Here is a 24442-nt window from a genome sequence, read left to right as displayed (position 1 = left end):
CACAAAAAACGACGGCAATAAAATCTCATTTTTTGTTAAACCGCCACAAAGTATTAAGTTTTGATTCACCCGCGCAGTGATATGATAAACCCATGCTGGCAAATATTAACATCATTGCACCCGCACGATATATCATTCACCGATCACGACCATAATCTTGCCCGCATAATAACCCCATTAATCATTGTCAATCATAATGAATAAGGAAGAATTCATGCCTAACATGACAAACGCAATAGATATTAACTCTCATGGCAATATGCGGTGCATCGATCAAAAATTGATGACACATAGTTCAAGACATCCTTATACCGAAGCGGTTATGAATGTCAAAAATATTTACTTAGAAGATAAAATCAATAAAACTGAAATAAATGGACACAGCACTGCCCGAGATGGTGATGCACAAGTAGAAAAGAACCATGAGAAAAATATCGACTATTTATTTTGTTGCGTCAATGAACTCCGAAATAACCTGGATTGTTTATTGCGCCCCGGCAATACAAAATATATCGCAATTGAATTAATGGGGAACAAAAAATCCATACCCGCAAAAAACATCTCATTGCCCAGCGGCAGGTCAATTTATGCTGGGTATGTTGAGGAAAGATTAATTGTATCGGACGGCAGCAATTATCATATCGAACACTCCTGGCACACACCATTAACCTGGAAAGCAACTTTTGCCAATTTGCTTGCTCACCTTACCTACGCAAGCGGTTGGTCGAACGCAAAGGACCGGCCCGGCTGGATGCATAAAGCGTTTAACTGGCTTGGCAGCATGGGCGACCCGTTAATTTTCCCACAGGCCGACGGCAAGCCGTTAGTCCCTACCAATTTCACTTCCGGTAATGTTATTTACGCCGCGCAGGCTGATTTTTCGGCGCAGTTAGGCCCGGCAGACACGATTTCACGCGAGGAAAAAGACATTGAGACCACCACCTTATCACCGCCGGTCAAGCAGGCCTTGTCTTCTTCATCTGGGACCGATAAGGCAGTGAAGACCGCCGTTATTCCCAGTCAGTTAATATTTATTATCGATAGCCATGAGTTCAAAATTGCACCCGCGAATCTGGAAGCCGAGGCTCAGCTGCAAAGCCTTATACATTATTTTTTTCAGCAAAACGCAGCGCAGGTGGACAATCCCCTGACCATGCTACTTGAATTTGACGCGTATATCGGCCGCGAAATGGCGATTATGTTTCATCAGGGTTTATATCTTAAAGAAAAAAACAACTCGCTTAATATTATTATTTTCAAGATGATTTCCGAAAACATTATTTCCACCATGAACATATTGGCGTTAAAAGGCTCACCCACTGCCGATGACATCGCCAAATATTCTGAAGATCAAATAAGAATTGGCGATTACATTACTGATTTAGAACAAAGAGTGCTGGATGCCACTCGGCGTGTTGATACTAAAATCATCAAAGAGTTGGTGTCGCACATAAGAAATAAAGACTTCCCCACAGCCAAAAAGGAAATAATCGATAATATTAAGCAATCTACATTTGAGATGCGTGTTTATTACAAAAGATTACTGCATTATTTCATATTATTCACTCAGGCCCTTGATGAATACCGACACCAAATGACCCTGGACGATTTCCCTTCATTGGAAAAAGCTTTGTACATTAATTCCCAAGATATTTACAGTGCGTTGATTAGCGGCAACTCTGAACATTTGACAAACAGTTTAATAAAGCTAAAATTCCTTTATATCTTCGAATATACACGCTCCAATGGCATCAGTATATTTACATCAAATTTTATCGTACCGGGAGAAATATCAAACCTGTGGCATATTTTTGTTGAAGATGAAATTGAATTCGACAAAGAGGGGATGAATAAATTATTTGCCGAGGAATTAATAAGTTTCATTTATCAACACAAAACGTCGCACCTGCATTTCGATCAAGCTTTGGATTTAATCGAAATTTCCCGCCTAGATGAAATAAACACAAACGATAAAGGCAATTGGATGGAAAATAACATAAGCTATTTTTATCGTGCACAGGAAATATTATCAAATATTATCGAAGCTAACCAATTTGAAAAAGAAAAATTCCTTGAGAATATTTTTTGGTATAATGACTTCGTCAGCAGGCTTCACAATGACAAAACGCTATTCATTATGATGACATATTTAATTAATTTGCAAAAGCTATTTATTAATGAAGTGGTTAATTTTCGAAGCAACAAAAGACATATAGTTGCAACAACTCAGGAACAACGTATCGCAGCTGCAAAAATTGAAGCGGCACGCAATATATCCCTAAAGGAAACGCAAGAAAAAGATGATTATAGCTTAATACTGGAATATAATAATCTCGAATCAAACGGTCACTTAGAAGTTCTAACCAAGGCCGCGGTTGCCTGGTATATGTCACAACAAAATAATATCGATGATGGTTTTTTAAGCGCTATCAATGTACTCTATATACTCAAACACTTTATCTCGGCTCAACAGAAAATCTCACATGAGCATCACATTCGGCAGCAACAACCTTTCACCAGTGTTTTCCAGCTCAAACCTTCATCACAGATAGATTCGGCTGATGGATATTATAATCAATTCAGATACTACAAAATTCATGATTCTTTTTCTGAAGCACAAAAACTCACCATGATTGCCTTAAATAACTCAACTTTGAATTATTTAGATGTTATTTATCCACCAAAAGACATTATCTGCTTCAAGATATTTTCCCGCAATTACGTTACTAACCATTTATCCCCCTTTACAACGGTATATCTCCCTGCGGAAAATCTTGGCTATCTATCCATTGCAACATTACATAGCAACCGGCAGGTATTATTATCCACATTGAATGGTTTCCCATTCATCGCCGATATCGACACACCGGAAAAAACCGACATTATCCTTCAAATGAAATCATATTGGGCTAATTGCGATAGTATTTTTTCGTTACGCAATCGGCCTCAGTTTCCTATTAATGAAACGACACTTGCGTCGCTATTCCCCAAAATCGACGCCAATAGTAATAGACTAACGTCCATGGTTGAAATACTGCTGCGTCCTCCCGAGGAGGAATCAATCGACATCGCCGCGCCGGCATATGGGTTGGTTGCCGTAAAAGATAATGATATAAATTTAATCATCACACCTTATACACCTCAGCAACAGAATACATTCCAACCCTTAAGCATCAACCACTCTTTACTAACAAATTTTGACTATATGAATCAGGCAACATTGATATCCATTGCTGATGAGTTGAAAGAAAAGTTATATGAAGCCACTTGGTTGGAATACATTGCCGCTTTTATCCCATTTTTCACCACGCTTTGCCGTCACTGGCATGATGAAGAGCATGAAATAAAATTTGAAGACGTTATTTTTGATATTTATGATCTAATGTTGACATTAGCTTCTTTTACCGGCCAGTTTAAAAAAATATCTGAAAACACATTAAAACATGCCTTACATAAGGCCATCGAGCAGAAAATACGGCATGATCTTTTTAAAAAATTTGTCATCAACGAGTTAATCAACGCATCCCCGGAAATAGGGGTAAAGTTTACCAAAACCGCTCTAAATGAATTTTTTTCTTACTTTAACGTTATCCATCCTTCAGGTAAGGCTTTATCGGTCTTTGTAGATAATATGCAAGTTAACATTCTAGATTCAATAGCGATCGCTAATCGCGCCTTAAAATCCGATAGTGCGTTTAAAAAAAAACTCCGCCAACCTTGGAGAGCAAATGTAAGTGATAAGATATTAGAAACATTAAACACAGGAGTTGCCACAACAAATTCAACATCGGCTGAATTATTTTACGTCATCAATAATAATGACTACTTCCCGGTATTTTGGGATAAATATAACGGTGAATGGAGAATCATCAATTCACATGGCCCCAATTATAAAAACTTTGCTATTCCCGTTGCCCGCACCCATTCTGGCAACTGGGTTGCGAGCGCGGGGCAATTAGTGGACTTGAAATTTTCATCCTTCAGCATAAGTCCAATGAATCACAAGAAATTTGATAATAAAATAATCTTCATGGAGCCTATAAAAACAAGTAGTTATCAAAACATTTCAGATAATTATTTAATTGATTTCCATAAAAAAATATTACATTTTTATCTACAAAGGCATTATTACTCACAAAGGATAATTGGCGCCGAGATAGACATTAATGTTTTTCTGGATCACTCTTTTCATTTTTTTTCCATCAAGCAAGAAATACTGGCTTTACAAGAATTCAATGGATTTACTTATGATATAAAATCAAGCGAACTTGTGATAAAAACGTTAAGTGGCATTGATGATAGCAAAGTGCAATTCCGAGCAGTATGCGGCTGGCGCAGCAAGAACGACATGATGGCAGAAACATATTTCGCCTTGGCCATTAAGATAGGAGAGATGAAATACATCCTTGATTTAAATGAAATCCGTTCTATTTTTGGCTTCAATGACACAAGAGATGTTTTCACAGAAAACGAATGGGTCATGATGATGAATAACTCACCGTCTCCCTTTGAACTGATAAAATTTAAAGATTTTGAATTTATTGGTGATGCCAAATATTTTAATTATCGTGAGGCGACAGCACCGCACACTTATATAAAAAATGGGTTTTTACTAAAAGAGCCCTCTTGGTATAGATCATTAACTATAAAAACAAATACCAGTTTAAAGAACCTCAATGTTTTTCAAGAAACCATTGTTAATCCTGAAATTCATTTAGTAGCAAGAGTATTGCGAAATCATTTCGAAAGTTATAATTTTAATGAAGAATTTATTTTATATGTGTTACTAAAATCTGCAATAATTGATAACGCGGGCGCCGCAAGATTATTAAATTTAATCACCCAGGCCAAATCCAACAGGGTGATGAGTCTAGCCATTTTAAGTAATCAGCAAATAATACCCTCTACCTCCGCCTTATTAAAAATCAATAAAGGTAAACTGATTGCTGTTTTTAATTATCTCGATCAGCTTGAGCATTTATTGCTATGTTTGGGTAATGGACGTTTCATAGGTTTGGGCAATGATTTTTTTGGTTTTGCACCCCAGGCAAGAGCCACGTTAATTATCGCCGAGCAGATGGGTACCTTCATCCATGGTCTGTTAAAACCTCATCATGTAGAACAAACTTTTACAGTATTCGCCGGTGATGCGTTTGGCGCGAAAGACGATGCCCCGGTAATGCTGGACGATGTTCCCAGAGAGAAAATCCCTGAATATTTTATCGATGGCCGCATAAAAAAATATCGGGAACAACATATCCCCCGGGAACAGGTACTGTTGGGTAAAGATTGCCATATATCCCGCATTAACGGAGCTACGCCGCGTTTATCTATAAAATTGCGTGGCACACCTTTTATGGTTAATCATATGGACGTTGTCGAGTTTTCCGACATCCTTAAAGGACTGAAATATTTAGATGGTGAGAAATTTGATTTGCGTAGTATTACCAGCATCGAGTTGACATCCTGCTTCAGTGGCTATGGAAGCCGCTATTCTACCGCGCAGGCCCTGGCTAATGAACTGGGGATTAGGGTTTATACTGTGCCACCTTATATCAGTGATACTGTAAGGTTAAGAAGGCCTGAATGGTTTTATGACTATTATCCCGAAGAAGTTAGTATGAGCACGATGGGCACCCCCAGCGAACTGCCGCATTGGACTCACCACCAGGAATATATCAAAGTGCAAAATATGCAGCGCGCAATGCACGAAATTTTGTATGCCGTGCGCGACGTTATTCGCCGATTGGAATTCATACAACGCGGGCAAAACATTACAGACAGTCCCTTTCATGGTGTGTCCCAACACGTTCCTTTTATTTACATCGACATATTGCAGTTATTCTACCCACCTAACCCTCACCACCCTCTTATTGTAGGGGATATAATATTGCGTCCCGATTCTCTTAAATTGCTTAAAGAAATTATCGCGGATTATACTATTGTCGCCGGCAACGAGGTTTTCATTATCGAACAAGCCTTTATGGATATTATACTATCAATTGATGAGTATAAATATTTATCCAATCAATTTAATACTACCTCTCTTCAAGACTAAGCGCTCGAGCACACTGTCTTAGCTCAAGCACAGAATCACTCAATGCCGGTCTCAGTCAGGCGGCGGCGCGGGAAAGTCGTTAAACGCCGGTCCGTCGTCAAACGGACGGCGCGGAGTCTGGTGTGGCCCGGCCAAATGTGGCGTTGTTTTGTTCGGCCCAGCTGATTATTTGCTGGGCCAGAGAGTGGCGCAGGATAAGGTGGCGATTTTAAGAGGTCACGCCCATGTCGTGCCGCTACCCAATAAATGCAGTGTCTCAAACGCCTGAAACCCGCGCCCTACGCAGCGGGGGGCTGCCATAGAGAAAGAAGAACCCTGTAATACCGGTGTCTGTGCCACGGCGCTAAGACGTTCAAGTGTCGAAAGACTGGCGGCATTTTTTTACTGGCGACGACGTCAAATCAACAGGCTAAATACGCCGCGCCCGCCTATCGGCTTTATGCCAGTTGACATTGCATATGTCGTCATAGCTGTCCGATGCATGGATAAGCATAGGCGAAAGACTATTTACCAAACGACGGGTAACCGTAGCGGCCATATCATCATACGCGGTGGCTACCTGGGCTGACAGTGAACAGCCACCTGAGCGGCTGGCCGGTGCGGTTGATTTGCGCAGCCGACGGCAAAAAGCAAGTTAAGCCAGCCTTTATGGGCCGGCATCAAAGGTTGCCCTTCCCTGCGGCTTTTTTATGGCGGATTATCACCGCGTCTCCCCGACTTAACCTCTCAATCAATTAAACAAAATCTTATTAAAGCTTAATTAAGCTACTCGTTTATATTATGGTAGGTCACTAACTCCTTGCATAACCAATAATACCAACCGGAAATAGGTCGTACACCATTTATCATTGACGTTATCTGGCCCGTACTCATTTCGCCCTCAACCTCGTGAGCATAAGCACAACTTAAGGAAATATATGGTTAATTTAATCAATTACGGCACATCCAATGCCCCATCGGCGTCATCTTTTTATTTGAAACCAATAAATAGTTTGCATTCATTTTCAAAAGTTATCATTAAAGCTAGAAATATTAATCACCCAAAAGAGCCAGATATTCGCCATCAAGGAAACCAGACGGGTATTGCCGGCGACAAACAGCGGTCCACGCCGGGCTCAGATGATAGAATTAATTATTTATATCAATGTGCAAATGAATTGATTCGCAACAAAGACTGCTTACTCACGGCCGGCGGCGTTCGTTATATTAATATCACGCTAATGGATACAACAATTAATCTCCCCGTCAGGCATATTACTTTGCCTAGCGGCCGGGCTATTCTAGCGGGATATTTGGACAGCCGGTTGGTTGTGGTCCACGAAAATAATTATTATATTGAAGATCTGCTGCAGGCGCCCCTCACTGTCACCTCGGCGCTGGGCCAATTGCTGGCGCACCTGGCTCAGGGATATAACACGGGGTATATCCTGGCGCGCCCGGCTTGGCTGGATACGGCTTTAAACTGGTTCGCCAACGCGCGGGATCCGCTGATATTCCCCCAGACGAGCGGCCTGCAGCTCCATGAGCCCGCAGGGCGCCAAACCCTTTATTCAGCCGCTGCCGAGATATCAGCGCATCCGGCCCCCGCGGGCGATAGCCCACGCCCATTAGAAGTCAAGCCGGCTCCGGCGCTTCCAACAGACGCCGTGATGCCCCATCCGCTCGGTGCGCGCACTGATGGCTCGCCTGAGCTTGGCCGCTTTTTCATTGATGACCAGGAATTCAACCTTACACCCGCCAACCCCGCCGGCCGGGCGGTGTTACATGAGCTGGGGCGGGAATTGCAGGCGACGGGCGTTAACCTTGCCAACGGCAATCGCGAGACGTTAATAGAGTTAGACAAGCTTATCGCCGCCAAGGCTGAAGATATATTTTATTATGGGCTTTATTTTAAAGACAAAGCGTATGTACTGCACGTACTGATCCTTAAAACGTTAACCGAAAAACTCTTGACGTCGTTGCTGGGTTTAAGCGCAACAGACACCGACGGTCATCGCCTGATCAAACAGCATATGGCTGATTATAAAACTCTGCACGACTATATTCCGGATATAGAAGGAAAGCTTGTCGAGGCTTATGAAGATATCAATATCGATATCATTAGTCATACTGTAGCTTTGCTGAAAAACAGGGATTTCGCCTCAGTCGTAAATGAACAGATATTAAAAATAAAAAATACCTCATTTTATGATCATGCCTTTCATGTCGAAATATACAACACGCTCAAAGTCATGAAAATAGCTCATGATGAATATACCGCACAGCTTTTCCAAGCCGACCATACCACTTTGGAACGGGTCACTTACACGACCAATCAGGATATTTACACCGCACTGATTGATAACAATAAAAAAGCCTTAACCGAGAGCCTGCTGAAATTAAGGTTTTATTATATATTTGAGTATACTCGTTTTAATGAAATAAGCGTTCATACTAATAACTTTTTATTGCCAGGAGAAATGACCAATCTTGGATACCCTTTCGTCGCTGATGAAACTATAATTGATATTGCGGATATGGAAAGACTCTTTATAAATGAGGCGGAAAATTACATCCATTTTAGGCATAATAAGCATACCCATCTAAATTTTATTCTTAAAATGGTAGAGTTATCTCGGCTGAATGAAGTTCAACCTGAAGACGAGGCATCCTGGCAAGAAAAAAACATTGCACCCTGGGACCAGGCATATGCTATTTTATCGGAAATACTGATTGCAAATTACCAAGAGCAAGAAAAATTCCACACAGAGCAGAAATGGTATAACGACTTAAAAATAAACTCACATGCATATAAGTCAACGCTTATATTACTTGCTTACTTCAAGAATTTGCAAAGAATATTTATAAACATCATTGATTATTTTAGGGGCAAAAATATAACCCTTGTGGCGGATAATGCTGAACAATATATTGCTGCGGCAAAAATTGAGGCGATGAGAACCGAAACTAAAAAAACGCAAGGCCACCATACAGATTATCAGATGCTTTTGTCATATCAGCGACGGGTTTTGGAAGGTGATGTTGAACTTATGATGAAAGCCTCCGTATTTTGGTATCTAAGCACAAAAAACAATTTTGATGAAGACCTATTGTCTTCATTACAAGCATTGTATATTCTAAGAAGTTTTGTCAGCGAACAACAGCATTTTTTCATTGAGTATAAAACGCGCGAACAAGTGGGCCATTTAAGCATTTATCAATTGTCACCTTCAGATAAAAAAGATTCTTTAGAAGATTATTATAAACAATTTTATGATTATAAGCATTTTTACGCCGGTCATGAAGCCCGTAAAAGCAGCCTGGCGGCGATTAACTTGTCCGCAATCGATTATGTCGACGCCATATACCCGCCAAAAGAAATATTTTGCTTTGAAGTTCTCTCGCGAAACTATGTTTCTAACAGCCTATCCCCGTTTAATTATGTTTATTTCCCCCATAAAAATATTGGCTACCTCTCACTTTTGCGATTACAAAGCGGCAAGCTTTTTCTTTTATCAACCCTTAGCGGTTATGTCTTTATCCATGACATTGATAAATTTGATAACCAGCCTTTTGTGCAACAGATGATGGCTTACTGGCGCGGCTATAACGCGAATAAGCAATCGGGGCGCCCAGAGCCGCTGGGGTGCGGGGCTGATTTCCTGGCGGGACTGTTTCCTGATATCGACGCTAACAGCGGCGATCTTACCACCATGATCGACCTGGTGCTTTCTCCTCCGGAAGACGAGCCCATGGGTATGCATGCGGCGCCCTTTACGCTGGTTGCAGTCAATAGTAGCGATATCATATCATTGATCAAACCCTATATTTCACAACCGATTGACTCGTCACCGCCGGTAAGTCTTGATACGCCGCTGATTAACAATATTGATTATTTGTCTCATGCGACACTGCTTACCATTGCCGATCGATTGAAAGAAACGCTGCGTAACCATAGTTGGCCTGAATATATAGCCTCGTTTATTCCTTTTTTCGATACGCTTTGCAAACACTGGTATGATAAAGAGCATGAAATAAAATTCAATGAAATCATGTTCGATCTATTTGATCTCATCACCACGATTGTATTTATGGGGGGGCAATTTAAAAAAATCTCTGAAAACACATTAAAACATGCATTATACAAAGCCATAAAAAACAATACACCGCGAGAGATGCTACAACGATTTATTCTTAATGAATTAGTGCTATCCGCACCTGAAGTGGGAAAAAAACTCGCCGCGGCGTCGGTTAAGGAATTTGCTTCTTTCCTTTTTCCGCTACAGCCTTACGGCAGCTTACTGTTTTTTCTTACCTTGAACATTAAAAATAAAATCACCGAAATTGTTTCAATCGTCAACGAAGCTATCAGAGCAGAATCACGGCGCAAGAAAAATTTGCGGCAGGCATGGAAAACAGATATTGATGCCCGTCTACTGGAAATAAAATCAACGGGTGTTTTGGTTGATAAAATCACGCAAAACAAATTATATTATGTTGTAAATGATAATGACTATTTCAAGGTTTTCTGGGATAAACATTATGGAGGATGGAGGATTATCAATAAAAAAATGACTAATGAAAAAGATTTTGCTGTGCCGGTAGTACGCAGCAGCACCGGCAATTGGATAGCCAGTGTCGGTAGTCGTTCCAGTCATTTCATTGCCTCCTACGATTTTTATGAAGTAGCAAAAAAAAACCGCAATCATATTGAGATAATACAATGTGAAGCTGCGCCCACCTTGTCAAAAAAACCGGATATCGATAACAGCACCATAGATTTCTATAAGCGCGTGATACGATTTTATCTTTATAAAAATGATTATGTGCGTGATATCATTAATCAAAACATACAGCATGAAAATTTTATTGGCAGATTTCATCGCAGCTTTTTCTTTCGCCAGGAGATTATTGATGCTTTAAAGTTTAACGGTTATAGCCAGGATGAAGAATTTTTGGTTTCCGCTATACGGGCCTTGACTGAAAAACAGGAAGGGATTATGCGTTTCCGTGCTATTTGCGGCTGGAAAAACAAGCATTCAACAGTACCTGAAACCTATTTTGCATTAACACTTGATATTGAAAATTATAAATTTATTATTGATCTTAAAGAAATGCGTGGTTCATTCATTTTACTGGATACCATGGATGTTTTCACCGAAAATGAATGGTTGAGCATGTATGACAAATCGCCATTAGAATTCGAACTCATTAAATATAAAGATATCGACTCATTAGAGGATGTTAATTATCTGACATACCGGGAGGCTACGTCGCCGTCCAGTATTCTTAAAAACGGTTTCTTGCTTAAAGAACCAGCATGGTATTTTCCTTTGATTATCAGAAGCAATAATGCTCCTGGCAAACTAAAATATTCAACCGGTTATATGCAATCATCCGATTTTCGTCTGGCCGCACGGGCATTACGCCATTCAACTTATACCTATACGTTTAAAGAAGAATTCCCCCTGCATGTTTTATACAAAACCAAAAAATTGGATAATGAAAGCGCAATAAAACTGACCCGAATGATAAACCAGGCAAAAATAGATAATTTTAATAGCCACGCCATTCTTTCCGACAAATTCAGGATAACATCCATAGAGAACATGCTCAAAATTAACGAAGGCAACCTTTTGGCGCTCTACAGCACGGCCAATTTACTTGAGCATCTATTGCTTTGTCAGGGCCACGGTCGATTTATCGGCGTAGAAAATCACTTTTTTGATCCCGACCTGCCGGCAAGGGTTTCCATCGTTATCGCCGAACAAATGGGCACGTTCGGGCAAGGGCTGCTGACGCTGCGCCACAACGGCAAAAACCTCTTCGTCATGGCGGGCAAGGCCTTTGGCTCGAAGATTGAGATCCCCACATTAATGGATGAACTTCCTCGTGAAAAAGTGCCTATTTATCTGAGTGGCGGCCAGCAAAGAGGCTACAGGGAGCAGCAGGTTTCGCGCGAAAAAATCCTGTTGGGAAAAGATTGTCATATCGACCTGATCAGTGATGCCAAGACGCGCTTAAGGATAAAACTGCATGGCGCGCCCTTTAATGTGAATAACATGGATGCCATTGAGTTTTCAGACATTGTCCGCGGGCTCCCGTATCTGGATAATGCCAAATTCAGGTTTCAGGATTTGGAAAGCATTGAACTTTTTTCCTGTTACAGCGGCTATGGCCGCCGCTATTCGACGGGGCAAATCCTTGCCAATGAGCTAGGTCTGCCTATTAAGGCTTACCCGTATAAAATCAGCGACGATATCCGCCAGCGCAGGCCTGAATGGTTTACCTGGTTTCGACCGGGTAAGCAGCATATGAGCCCGGCCCGCGGCAGCGTCGATTCCTCTCATGGTTCCGAGGATGGAAGCTTCAGCCAAAGCCAGAGGATACATCGCCGGTTGCATGATTTGATAAGCTTCGTACTGAATATGCATAAAAGAATTTTAGTCCAGCGCAACAAGCGCAATCGTGCGGCGGCGCCAAATAACACCACGGCGACGGGCCCTATCCCGGCATCAGCCCCAAATGCTGGTCAAATGCCGTTAATCTATCTGGATATTTTGCAGCAATTATATGGCTATGCCCCGCCCAACGCGGATATTCCCCTTCATATACAATCCCTTAGTCCGCAGTCCTTACATATACTGGATGCCATTATCGCCGAATATCACTTAACCGGCGAGGAGGAGCGCTTTATTGTCGAGCAGGCTTTTCTGGATGTCATACTCTCGCTGGACGAATACCGTTATCTGTCCGATTGGTTTGCGAATGAAATCTGTCCGGGCGATCGGCACTGATGGCATAACCGGACGGATGACGGATAAAGGGCGCGCGCGCAGGCAATCATCTCAACTTGAACAGGATATCTCCAAATGCCTGCCCCACTCCGGCGGCGGCGCGGCCAGGTCGTTAAACGCCGCATCGCCATCAAACGGACGGCGCAGGGCCTGGTGAAACCTGGCTAAAAAAGCGGTGTCGTTTTGTTCAGCGCCGTCGATAGCCTGCTGGGCCAGATAGTTGCGCAGGATGATGTTGGGGTTTTTAGCCAGCATGGCCTGCCTGCGCCGATCGTTATCGACGTCTTCCTGCAGTAGCCGGCGGCGGTAAGACTGATACCAGCTGTCAAAACCCGCCAGGTCTTTCATTTCATCGCGTAGCGGCGAGCGCGGATTGCGAGCCTCGCTTTCACTTAACAAGCGAAACACCTGCGTGTAGTCGCTGCCTTCACGCGCCATGAGTCCAAGCAGGCCGGTGAGAATATCATTATCTTGTCGATCGCGCGTGGTAAAGCCCAGTTTGGCGCGCATCTCCTCGCCATAAGCGTCCATTAGCGCCGGTTCATAGCAAGCCAGCGCCCGCTCAAGAGAGTCGACCGGCATCAGGCCGGATAACGCCTGCGCCAGTCGATGCAAATTCCATAAACCCACCGCCGGCTGGTTGTCAAACGCATAGCGGCCCTGATGGTCGGTATGGTTGCAGATATAATCCGGCTGGTACGCATCAAGAAAACCAAAGGGGCCATAATCTATGGTAATGCCCAAAATCGACATGTTGTCGGTATTCATCACGCCGTGGGCAAATCCCACCGCCTGCCACTGGGCAATCATGCGCGCCGTCCTTTCCACCACATCCGTCAGCCATAAACGGTAGCGATCTTCCAGGCCCAGCCATTGCGGCCAGTGGCGGCCGATAACATAATCCGCCAACTGGCGTACCTTATCGGGTTCGCGCCGGTAGTAGAAATGCTCGAAATGCCCAAAGCGCACATGGCTTGGCGCCACCCGCAGCAGCATGGCGCCCGGCTCCGCTTTTTCGCGCCATACCGGCTCGTCGCTGGTGACGATGGTCAGTGCCCGCGTCGTGCCGATGCCAAGATAATGCAGCGCTTCGGACGCCAGAAACTCGCGTACCACGGAACGCAGCACCGCGCGGCCGTCCCCCATGCGCGAATAGGGCGTGAGGCCGGCGCCTTTCAGATGCCAGTCCATCGACCTTCCGTCCGCCAGTTGCTGTTCGCCGAGCAGTATGCCGCGCCCGTCGCCCAGTTGGCCCGCCCAGGCGCCGAACTGATGGCCACTGTAAACCTGCGCCAGCGGCTGCATGCCGGGCAGCAGCTGTTCGCCGGACCATATCGCCGCATGCCGCTCGTCGAACAGTTCATCGGCAAGAGCCAGCTCGCCGGCCAATGCCGCGCTATGGTAAAGCAATCGTGCGCCGCGCAGCGGCGTGGGCGCAAGAGCGGTATAAAAACCGGGCAACTGGTGGAAATAGCTATTCTTGAATATCGGGGTCTGTGCCATGGTGCCTCCTTACTCAAGTGTAGAACGTCCGGCGACATACCTGTAGTGCGACCACCGGTCTCCCCGTCACCGCTTGCCGCCGCATGAGCCATGGCCGGCCATGCCGCCGGGAAAAATTCCTTTTAGCGCACGGCGTCGCTCAACCACGCGCTGACGTCTTCCAGCGCGTCGCGGTCCTGCGCAAAATCGGCCATTATCCGCCGGCAAGCCAATGCCATATCGGCGGGACGATAGGTTACGCCGGGCAATGCCCTGGCCAATGCCTCCAGGGGACTGGGATTCAAACTGTCGGTAAAGAGTTGGCAGCGGGTTATCACGCCGTGTTCCATGTCCATATGCAATTCCACCCCGCCCCAGGCAAAACGCGCATCCAGCGTATGGCTGAAGGCCGGCGCCTGGCCAAAATTCCATTCCCAACTGCTTTGTTTGGCAAATTGCGCGGCAAACCCGGGCAGGTCCGGCACCTTGTCCGGCGAAATGATTTCGGGCATCACCGGTTCGCCATACCATTGGCTGAACGCGTCGCTCAGGTAGCGGCATAACTGGTGATGCTCGATAGCGGGCAGCACCTCGACAAGATTGGCCACTCTGGCGCGCACCGAGGAAATGCCCTTTGCCTGTAATTTTTTCACATCGGGATTAAGGTATAGCGCCAGTCGGTCCAGATCGGCGTTGAGCAGCAGGGTGCCGTGGTGAAATCCCCGATCCGCCGTTTCGCGATAGGCGGAGCCGGAGATTTTACGCTCGCCGTCGGGGGTGCCCAACACCAGGTCGTTACGCCCCGACGCGGTCGCCGCGATGCCCATATCGCGCAGGCCATTGAGGATAATTTGGGTGGAAATGGATTTATCATAGCCCGGCTTGCCGGCCATAAAAGTGAAGCACGTATTACCCAGATCGTGAAATACCGCGCCGCCTCCGCTGCTACGCCGGGCCAGTTTGATATGGTCCTGCGCCATGCGCCGGGTATTGCATTCTTTCCAGGGATTCTGCGCGCGGCCAATCACCACCGTATCCGCATTGCGCCATAAAAACAGCACGCGTTGGGTGGCCGGCATCTGGCGGAAAATACACTCTTCCACCGCCAGGTTAAACCAGGGATCGTAGGAATCGGACAACAATAGCCGCAGGGATGACATACTTTCTCCCGTCGTGACGACGTTAAATCAGCCGGTTAAATACGCCGCGCCTGCCAATAGGCTTTGCGCCAGTAAACATTGTCCAGCGATGAGCGTATGACGCCGCGGCTGGTCGAGGCATGGATAAACAGATCGTCGGTATCATAGATACCCACATGCAGTCCGTTGGCGCCGCTGCCCGTTTTGAAAAACACCAGATCCCCCGGCAATAGATCGTCACGAGAGATGCGCGTGCCGACTTTAGTCTGCGCCTCTGTGGAGCGCGGTAATATGATGTCAAACCGGTCCCTGAAGGTGCGATAGACAAAACCGGAGCAGTCCACCCCGTCCTGGTTCAGACCGCCATAGCGGTAGGGCGTGCCGTGCCATTGGCGCAGCTGCGCATGGAGACGGGATTGCACCACGCTGGCGTTGGCCAGCCGCGGGTCGGGACTGGGCGCATGGTGGCTACAGCCGGTAATCAATAACGTTACTGCCAACAGCCAAAAGGACATCCGTCTCATTTTCTACTTATGACTCTTTATATTGACCATGCTGATTAAGAAGCGCCCGAAATCATCCGCTGCGACGGTAAAGACGGGCCCGATGCCACCAGCCAGGGGCGCTCGCCGGCCTGGAGCAGGGTAAAATCCACGCCGAACACCGGCGAAAGGATCTCGGGACGCATAACCTGCCCCGCGCTGCCCTGCGCCGCCAGGGCGCCGGAGGACATAAGCCACACATGGCCGGCATGATGCAGGGTATGGTTAAGATCATGGGCGCAGATCAGCACGCCGAGCCCCGCGGCCGCGACTTCCGCCAGCAGCGCATCCAGGGCCACGCGCTGGGCGATATCCAGGCTGGCGGCGGGTTCGTCGAGCAGCAGTAGCCGGCCAAGGGGGTTCACGTCCGGCCAGATCTGCAGAAACACCGCCGCTAGCCTTACCCGTTGCCATTCGCCGCCGGATAGCTGGCTTAACGGCCGGTCGAGTTTATCCGCCAGCGACAAGGCCGCGGCCAGATATGCCACGGTCCGATCAATCGCGGCCTCGTCGGCGTTGCGCGGCTGATGCAGCATCAGATACTGGAATACCGGCATGGCGGTGGAGGGCAGCGCCTGCTGGCATAAATAGCCCCGGCGCAGGGCCAGGTCGGCGCCATGCCACTGTCCCACCGGCCGGCCGAGCAGGCTGACGTCGCCCGCCGACGCCATCAGGCCGGCGATACAGGCCAGCAGCGTGCTTTTCCCCGCGCCGTTAGGTCCGATGATATGGATCAGGCTGCCGGTCGGTACTTGGACCGATATCTTCGCCAGGCGCCGCGGCACCGATACGCGCCGCAGATCCAGTAATAACGGCGGCTGCATTGCCGGTGCGCCGTTTATTGCGCCAGGGCCCGTTTGACGGCATCGAGGAGAATGGGATCCTGAGGCGTCATATCCGGGGCAAAGCGTTCGAGGACGGTACCGTCGCGCCCTACCAGGAATTTTTCAAAATTCCATAAAATATCCTGCGGCTGCTTAGGCGCGCGCCCTTTTCCCGCCAGACGCTCATAAAATGCGCTGCCCTGCGGTTTTATCGCCGTGGGTTTCGCGGCGATCAGCGTCCGGTAAAGCGGGTGGCGCTGCTCGCCGTTGACTTCAATTTTACTGAACATGGGAAATTCGACGCCGAATGTCCCGCGACAAAAGGCCAGTATCTCTTCATCGCTGCCGGGTTCCTGGCCGGCAAACTCATTGGAGGGAAAGCCTAAAACCTCCAGCCCCTGGGCATGCCAGGTTTTATAAAGCGCTTCCAGTCCTTCGTATTGATCGGTCAGACCGCATTTCGAGGCGACGTTGACAATCAGCAGTACCGAGCCACGGTAATTTTCCAGGGTGGTAACTTCCCCGGTAATGGTCTTCAGCGGCAGGGTATAAAGGGTATCACTCATCTGAATCTCCTACGGGTTACAGTTAAAATCAGCAGCTTAACGCCATACACCAGCTTATCCTCTTATCCGGATTAATAGCCAGATAAATATCGGCGAGCCAAGGGTGGCGGTTACCACGCCTATCGGCAGTTCCGCGGCATACAGCGCGATGCGGGCAATCACATCCGCCAGCAGCAGTATGCCCGCGCCGGCCAGGGCGCAGCCGGGAAGCAGCCGTCGGTGATCGGTTAATCCCCATAAACGCAAGATATGCGGGACCACCAGGCCGATAAAACCAATCACGCCGGCCAGGGCTACGCTGATGCCCACCATCCAGCCGAAGGCCAGTACAAACACATTGCGCCAGACAAACACCGGTAAGCCCAATTGCATCGCCTGCTGTTCGCCCAAGGCCTGCAGGTTCATCACCCGGCCCTGCAGGCACAGCCAGAGAATAAAGGGCAGCAGGGACAATACCAGCCATTTGTCGCGCCAGTCCACGCCGCCAAAGCCCCCCATCATCCAATATAATAATTGGCGCAGATCCAGGCTGGTACTGAAATAGACCGCCCAGGTCATCACGGCGCTGCAAACAATGCCAAGCGCGACCCCGACCAGCAGTAGCCGGGCGTTGGAGGCGCGGCGTCTGGCAAACCACAGCAGCAGCAGCGTAATCGCCAGCGCGCCGGCCACCGCGCACAGACCCAGGCCCCACACCGGTATCGTCCCCCGGCCAAGCAGTACGCCGAGGGTAAGCGCTACGCCTGCGCCGTTGGCCACGCCCAGCAGTCCTGGCTCGGCCAGCGGATTTTCAAAAATATTCTGCATCGCGGCGCCGGCCAGCGCCAGCGCCGCGCCGACGGCCATCACCGCCAGGGCGCGGGGCAGCCTCAGTTGCCAGATGAACATGCGGGGCGTGTCGTCAAGCCATTGGGTCGGCCAGTACCAGACATCGCCGGCGCACAGGCTCACCAGCAGGGCAATAAACACAAACAGCGCCAAAACGCGGACGCGCGCGGCATCGCGACGGGATTGCCGATATTTCAGATCGCTGAAAAGTGGACTGTTTGACGGCATCATCACTTAAGGTCCGGTAATACAAGGTTATCTGGGCACGGAAAACGGGCTTTTATCCTACCGGGATTAACGGCAAAGCGGTAGCGCCAATGGCGGGAAAATGAAGGTTGTGATATCGACGGGATAAACGGCGTTTTACCGGCGGGGCGGGAGGTGCTGAAAGAAAAAAAACCGGCGCCATAAGTGGGGAATCAGATGGCGCCGGGTAAGGTGACCCATAGGGTCAATATTAACTCTGTTGTTATTGTTGCGGCGGTTTTATCGGTTCACCGCCGCTTCCCTGGTGTTGGTTTTCCTGACTTTTGCTCTCATGGCCGCTCTGTGCCTGTCCCTGCTTGCCGTTATCACCGTTAGGCTGGGCGTGGGTATTATGATCGCCGCCGGTATTGCGGGACGTTGTTTTATGCGCCACCGGCTGCTGGCGCGCCTTGGCGGTTTTACCTTGTCCCGCGGGCGGCTTGGGCGACCAACGGCCGCCATCCCAATATTCGCCGCGGGTGTTGCGTTCGCCTACATGCTTGCCCTTGTGTCCACGCCACCAGGTCGGAGTACGCCAGTCATAGCCATCCCAGTAATAGCCCCGATCGTTACGCGCGCCGATTTGCACCGAGACGCCCTGGGCAGAGGTATGGACCAGCATGCCCGCCATGGCGCCCGTGGGGATGACGCAAGGCGTTGCCAAAAGAGCCATGGCCAAAAATACTGCTTTTTGTTTCATATTCTGTGTCCCTGAATCCATTTGCAGTGGTTATAACAGCCGCGGCAAAATGCCACTATCAGACAAGCACGGATTTGCATTACTCTTACGCTAACCTGACGAAATACTCACACTGAGCCCCGATGCTTTACGGCGAACTGCCGCCCACTGCCCCGCATCCCTAAACGGGCTTTGGCCGGGTTTAATGCGGCTTCGGCCTGATTATTTCATTGCCGCCCTGGTGCGGCTGACCGCCGCCGTTCTGCTGCGGCCGGTTATCATTGCCGCCCTGGTGCGGCTGCCCGCCGCCGTTCTGCTGCGGCCGGTTATCATTGCCGCCCTGGTGCGACTGCCCGCCGCCGTTCTGCTGCGGCCGGTTGTCATTGCCGCCCTGGTGCGGCTGACCGCCGCCGTTCTGCTGCGGCCGGTTGTCATTGCCGCCCTGGTGCGGCTGCCCACCGCCGTTCTGCTGCGGCCGGTTATCATTGCCGCCCTGATGCCACTGTCCGCCGCCGTTCTGCTGCGGCCGGTTGTCATTGCCGCCCTGGTGCGGCTGACCGCCGCCGTTCTGCTGCGGCCGGTTATCATTGCCGCCCTGGTGCGGCTGACCGCCGCCGTTCTGCTGCGGCCGGTTATCATTGCCGCCCTGGTGCGGCTGACCGCCGCCGTTCTGCTGCGGCCGGTTGTCATTGCCGCCCTGGTGCGGCTGACCGCCGCCGTTCTGCTGCGGCCGGTTGTCATTGCCGCCCTGATGCCACTGTCCGCCGCCGTTTTGCTGCGGCCGGCTATCGTGCCTGTCGTTATGATCCCAGGTGGAAAATTCCTGCCGCCGGCTCGGTTCATGATAGTTGCGCCCGCGCCGGCCATAGCCTGGCGGCGGCGCTATGGTCCAGATACCGTTATACCAATACTGGCCCCGGTCGTTGCGCATGCCGTCAGGCATTTCCTCTATCCAGCGCCCGCCGTCCCAGTACCAGCCGAAATCATTACGATCGCCGATATCATCATCCTCATGTTCGTACCACCACTGTGGCGTACGCCATTGGTAACCATCCCAAAACCACCCGCGCTCGTTGCGTTCGCCGACATGCCGGCCGCGGTGATCGTACCACCAGTGCGGCGGACGCCACTCGTCGCCATCCCAGAAATAACCGCGCTGATCCTGGCTGCCCAGGTTAATTACCATGCCGGGATTATTGGTGCTGATAAATACATCCGCCAGCGCGCCGCAGGGCATCAGCAGCGCCAGCGCACATAATAAGGTGGTCTTTCTCATGATATCTACCTGTGATACAGATACGATTTGCCGCCGTTATAGCAGCGGCCAACGGCCGCCACTATCAGATAATGTCGCCTTTACGATAAACAGGCGATCCCCTTACCAAAACCTGACAATCCGCCATCCCGCGGGGCGCCGGTACGGATTTCCCCCGGGTGCTAAAAGAAGCGGGCATGATGATAATGCCCTGACGGGTAACGCATGCCGCCCCTTTCCCGCCGGCACCCGCCATGTTGACGAAAAAAAAGGCCGCACGGGGCGGCCTTTTCAGAGAGAGGACAATACATCACTCTTTAGGTGAGGCATTCTCGACACGGCTTTTCAACTTTTGCCCCGGACGAAACGTCACCACCCGCCGGGCAGTGATAGGAATATCTTCACCGGTTTTCGGATTACGCCCTGGACGTTGATTTTTGTCGCGCAGATCAAAATTACCAAAACCGGATAATTTTACCTGCTCGCCATTTTCCAGCGCTCGCCGGACTTCCTCAAAAAACAGTTCCACTATTTCTTTGGCATCCCGTTTGCTCAGCCCGAGCTTTTCAAACAGGTATTCTGACATTTCAGCTTTAGTAAGCGCCATAGGTTCAATCCCTCAAGGATGCTTGGAATCGCTGTTTTAGTGCCGCCACACATTTTGCTACGGTCGCGGCAATAGCCTCTTCTTCCAGTGTACGAGCGGTATCCTGTAGTATCAGGCTGATAGCCAGGCTCTTAAAACCTTCCGCTACGCCCTTCCCCCGGTACACATCAAACAAGTTTACGCCAACTACCTGATTTGCGCCAACTTTCTTACACTCTGCCATAATATCTGCTGCAGGGACACTTTCAGCCACCACAATAGCGATGTCGCGGCGGTTGGCCGGGAAGCGTGAAATGTCACTGGCTTCAGGAACTTTACGCGCTGCAACCTTATCCCAGCGTAGTTCAAAGACCAGAGTACGGCCATTTAAATCCAGCTTTGCTTCAAGTTCAGGGTGTATAACGCCAATAAATCCAATATGTTCCCCTGCTAAATACAATGCCGCGCTCTGGCCCGGGTGTAAAGCGGGATTATGCTCAGGTTTGAATTCAATATCAGCAAGTTTGCCGGTAAGTTCAAGTAATGATTCAAGATCGCCTTTCAAATCGTAAAAATCCACCGGCTGGCGCGCAAGATCCCAATGTTCGTCAAAACGCGGACCGGTAATGACCCCTGCCAGCATAAGATCCTGACGAATGCCGAGGTCCGCTGTTTTATCAGGAACAAAGCGCAGTCCACTTTCGAATAAACGAATCCGGTTTTGCTGGCGGTTCTGGTTGTAAACCACCGCGCCCAAAAGTCCACTCCACAGGGACAACCGCATGGCGGACATTTCCACCGAGATGGGGCTGGGCAGCAGCAGCGGCTCCTGGTCAGGATGCAGCAGTGATTGTATCTTCGGATCGACAAAGCTGTAAGTGATCGCTTCCTGATAACCCCGATCCACCAGCAGCGTTTTTACGCGATTAAGCGGCAATGCCGCCTCCTGGTGCCGGGTCATTTCCAGATTGGCGCGCACGGGCACATTCGGAATGTTGTTGTAGCCAAACACCCGGGCCACTTCTTCCACCAAATCTTCTTCGATCTCCATATCAAAACGCCAGGTCGGCGCCACCGCTTGCCAGTTGTCTTGCCCGGCGGTCACGGTACATCCCAGCCGTGACAGGATATCACCGACATCGGCATCGGGAACGCGGTGGCCTATCAGGCGATCGAGTTTTTCGCGGCGCAGGGTGATGGTGGCCTGGCGCGGCAGCGCGGACGGTGCGCTCACGTCCACAACCGGCCCAGGCCGGCCGCCGCAGATAGCCAGCAGCAGGCCGGTGGCGCGCTCCATGGCCCGGTGCTGCAACGCGGGATCCACGCCGCGCTCATAGCGATGCGATGCGTCGGTGTGCAGGCCGTAGCGGCGCGCGCGGCCGGCGATAGCCAAGGGGCTGAAAAAAGCGCACTCCAATACCACATCCTGGGTGTCGGCGCTGATGCCGGAGAATTCGCCGCCGAAAATACCGCCCAGCGCCAATGCCTTTTCCCGATCGGCAATGACCAGCGTATCGGCCCGCAGGCGGGTTTGCGTCCCGTCCAGCAGCGTCAGGCTTTCGCCTTCTTCCGCCATGCGCACCACGATGCCGCCGTCAATGCGCTGCAGATCAAACGCATGCATCGGCTGCCCTAGTTCCAGCAGGACAAAATTGGTAATGTCCACCACCGCGTCCACCGAACGCAGGCCGCAGCGGCGCAGCTTTTCCTTCATCCACAACGGCGTGGGCGCGGCGACGTTTATCCCCTTGATCACGCGGCCAAGATAGCGCGGACAGGCGTCGGGGGCATCGACGCGGATCGGCAACCGGTCCTCGATAACCGGCGCCACGACCTCGATGGCCGGTATGTTCAGCGGCAGGCGGTTGATTAACGCCACGTCGCGGGCTATGCCGATAAGTCCCAGGCAATCGGCCCGGTTAGGCGTAACGCTGATATCGATAATACGATCGTCAAGCTGCAAATAATCGCGGATATCGACGCCCAGCGGGGCATCCGCGGGCAGTTCGATAATGCCGCTATGGTCGTCCGCCAGGCCCAGTTCGGTGAAGGAGCACAGCATGCCTTCGGACGGCTCGCCGCGCAGTTTAGCGGCTTTGATCTTAACATCACCCGGCAGCACGGCGCCGATGGTCGCCACCGCCACCGTCAAGCCTTCGCGGCAATTGGGCGCGCCGCAGACGATATCCAGCAGCGCGTCGCCGCCGATATCGATTTTGGTCACCCGCAGTTTATCGGCGTTGGGATGCTGGCGGCATTGCGCTACCCGGCCCACCACCACGCCGGTGAAGGCGGGGGCGGCGTCGGCGACGCCGTCGACTTCCAGGCCGGCCATGGTGATCTGTTCCGCCAGCTCATCGCTGGTGATAGCGGGATTCACCCATTCACGCAGCCAAAGTTCACTGAATTTCATGTGCTCGTCCCGCCCTATTTAAACTGTTTAAGAAAACGCAGATCGTTTTCGAAGAATGCGCGCAAATCTGTGACACCGTAACGTAACATCGTCAAGCGTTCCATGCCCATGCCGAACGCAAAACCGGAGTAGACTTCGGGGTCAATACCGACATTGCGTAATACGTTCGGATGCACCATGCCGCAGCCCAACACTTCGAGCCATTTGCCATTTTTACCCATCACATCGACTTCGGCGGAGGGTTCGGTAAAAGGGAAATAAGACGGGCGGAACCGTACCTGCAGGTCTTCTTCAAAGAAATTGCGTAGGAAATCGTGCAAGGTTCCCTTCAGGTTGGTAAAACTGATATTGGTATCAATGATCAGCCCTTCCATCTGGTGAAACATCGGGGTATGGGTCTGATCGTAGTCGTTACGATAAACGCGTCCCGGGGCAATGATGCGGATCGGCGGCTGTTGATTTTTCATGGTGCGGATCTGCACGCCGGAGGTCTGGGTGCGCAACAACCGCGTGGCGTCGAACCAAAAGGTATCATGATCCGCCCTGGCCGGATGGTGGGCAGGGATATTTAGGGCGTCGAAGTTATGATAATCATCTTCAATCTCCGGGCCGGTGGCCACAGAAAAACCCAGTTCGCCGAAGAAGTGCTCAATGCGGGAAATAGTGCGGGTCACCGGATGCAGCCCGCCATTCTCCATACGTCTGCCGGGTAACGATACATCCAGGGTCTCCTGCGCCAGGCGGGCATTGAGCGCCTGCGACTCCAGGCTTTCCTTACGTTCATTCAGCGCCTGCTGCACCTCCAGCTTAACCTGGTTGATCACCGCGCCGGCCGCCGGCCGCTCTTCCGCCGGCAAATCGCGTAAGGTGGTCATTTGCAGGGTTAAATGCCCTTTTTTGCCAAGATATTCGACGCGCACGTTATCGAGCGCCGCGCTGTCCTGGGCTTGTGCGATGGCTGCTTTGGCTTGCACAACCAAATCTCTCAGATGTGGCATTGCTTTCCTCTTTTTCCGGCCTTAATGGCTTAATCGTTAATGGCGAGCAA

The 24442-nt window shown here is 49.7% G+C and carries 13 protein-coding genes and 1 other annotated feature (1 of these 14 cut by a window edge); of the genes, 2 read left to right on the top strand and 11 right to left on the bottom strand.

Annotated elements, in window-relative coordinates:
* Positions 1 to 214 precede the first annotated feature (214 nt).
* Together ABUK12_RS03660 and ABUK12_RS03655 are read left to right on the top strand one after the other, a co-directional pair.
* Positions 215 to 6058, top strand: a complete 5844-nt coding sequence (locus tag ABUK12_RS03660; protein WP_410015003.1) for a hypothetical protein — start codon at positions 215 to 217, stop codon at positions 6056 to 6058.
* Between the two features lie 917 nt (positions 6059 to 6975).
* Entirely contained in the window at positions 6976 to 12834 is a 5859-nt protein-coding gene (locus ABUK12_RS03655; RefSeq protein WP_410015002.1) for a hypothetical protein, read from the top strand.
* Positions 12835 to 12885: 51 nt separating this feature from the next.
* Here the strand turns inward: ABUK12_RS03655 and ABUK12_RS03650 are convergent, their stop codons facing one another.
* From ABUK12_RS03650 to pheS, 11 genes are all read right to left on the bottom strand, one after another.
* Positions 12886 to 14337 carry a protein adenylyltransferase SelO gene (locus ABUK12_RS03650; RefSeq protein WP_410015001.1) on the bottom strand — a complete coding sequence of 484 codons (1452 nt, stop codon included), beginning with the start codon at positions 14335 to 14337 and terminating at the stop codon, positions 12886 to 12888.
* A gap of 122 nt (positions 14338 to 14459) precedes the next feature.
* The gene (locus ABUK12_RS03645) at positions 14460 to 15476 is read right to left on the bottom strand and encodes a lipoate--protein ligase (protein ID WP_410015000.1); all 1017 of its coding nucleotides are present in this window, start codon (positions 15474 to 15476) and stop codon (positions 14460 to 14462) included.
* Between the two features lie 35 nt (positions 15477 to 15511).
* Positions 15512 to 15970, bottom strand: a complete 459-nt coding sequence (locus ABUK12_RS03640) for a C40 family peptidase (protein ID WP_410014999.1) — start codon at positions 15968 to 15970, stop codon at positions 15512 to 15514.
* A gap of 44 nt (positions 15971 to 16014) precedes the next feature.
* Positions 16015 to 16821 (bottom strand): vitamin B12 ABC transporter ATP-binding protein BtuD, encoded by an 807-nt coding sequence (btuD, locus tag ABUK12_RS03635; protein WP_410014998.1) that lies wholly within the window; start codon positions 16819 to 16821, stop codon positions 16015 to 16017.
* 14 nt (positions 16822 to 16835) lie between these two features.
* A complete protein-coding gene (locus ABUK12_RS03630) occupies positions 16836 to 17387 on the bottom strand; it encodes a glutathione peroxidase (RefSeq protein WP_410014997.1) in 552 nt (183 codons plus the stop codon).
* 54 nt (positions 17388 to 17441) lie between these two features.
* Entirely contained in the window at positions 17442 to 18443 is a 1002-nt protein-coding gene (gene btuC / locus ABUK12_RS03625; protein WP_410016822.1) for a vitamin B12 ABC transporter permease BtuC, read from the bottom strand.
* A 241-nt stretch (positions 18444 to 18684) separates the two neighbouring features.
* Entirely contained in the window at positions 18685 to 19161 is a 477-nt protein-coding gene (locus ABUK12_RS03620; RefSeq protein WP_410014996.1) for a DUF2502 domain-containing protein, read from the bottom strand.
* A gap of 181 nt (positions 19162 to 19342) precedes the next feature.
* Positions 19343 to 20416 carry a DUF2502 domain-containing protein gene (locus ABUK12_RS03615; protein ID WP_410014995.1) on the bottom strand — a complete coding sequence of 358 codons (1074 nt, stop codon included), beginning with the start codon at positions 20414 to 20416 and terminating at the stop codon, positions 19343 to 19345.
* Between the two features lie 289 nt (positions 20417 to 20705).
* On the bottom strand, positions 20706 to 21002 hold the full coding sequence (ihfA, locus tag ABUK12_RS03610) for an integration host factor subunit alpha (RefSeq protein ID WP_011411244.1): 297 nt from the start codon (positions 21000 to 21002) through the stop codon (positions 20706 to 20708).
* A 4-nt stretch (positions 21003 to 21006) separates the two neighbouring features.
* Positions 21007 to 23394, bottom strand: a complete 2388-nt coding sequence (pheT, locus tag ABUK12_RS03605; RefSeq protein ID WP_410014994.1) for a phenylalanine--tRNA ligase subunit beta — start codon at positions 23392 to 23394, stop codon at positions 21007 to 21009.
* A gap of 14 nt (positions 23395 to 23408) precedes the next feature.
* The gene (gene pheS, locus ABUK12_RS03600; protein ID WP_410014993.1) at positions 23409 to 24392 is read right to left on the bottom strand and encodes a phenylalanine--tRNA ligase subunit alpha; all 984 of its coding nucleotides are present in this window, start codon (positions 24390 to 24392) and stop codon (positions 23409 to 23411) included.
* A gap of 47 nt (positions 24393 to 24439) precedes the next feature.
* Positions 24440 to 24442: a sequence feature (Phe leader region), on the bottom strand; it runs 120 nt beyond the window's last position.

The sequence above is a fragment of the Sodalis sp. C49 genome (assembly GCF_046352915.1).
GTDB lineage: Bacteria > Pseudomonadota > Gammaproteobacteria > Enterobacterales > Enterobacteriaceae > Acerihabitans.
Note: the sequence above shows the minus strand (reverse complement) of the source record. Positions and strands in the feature narration are given on the sequence as shown.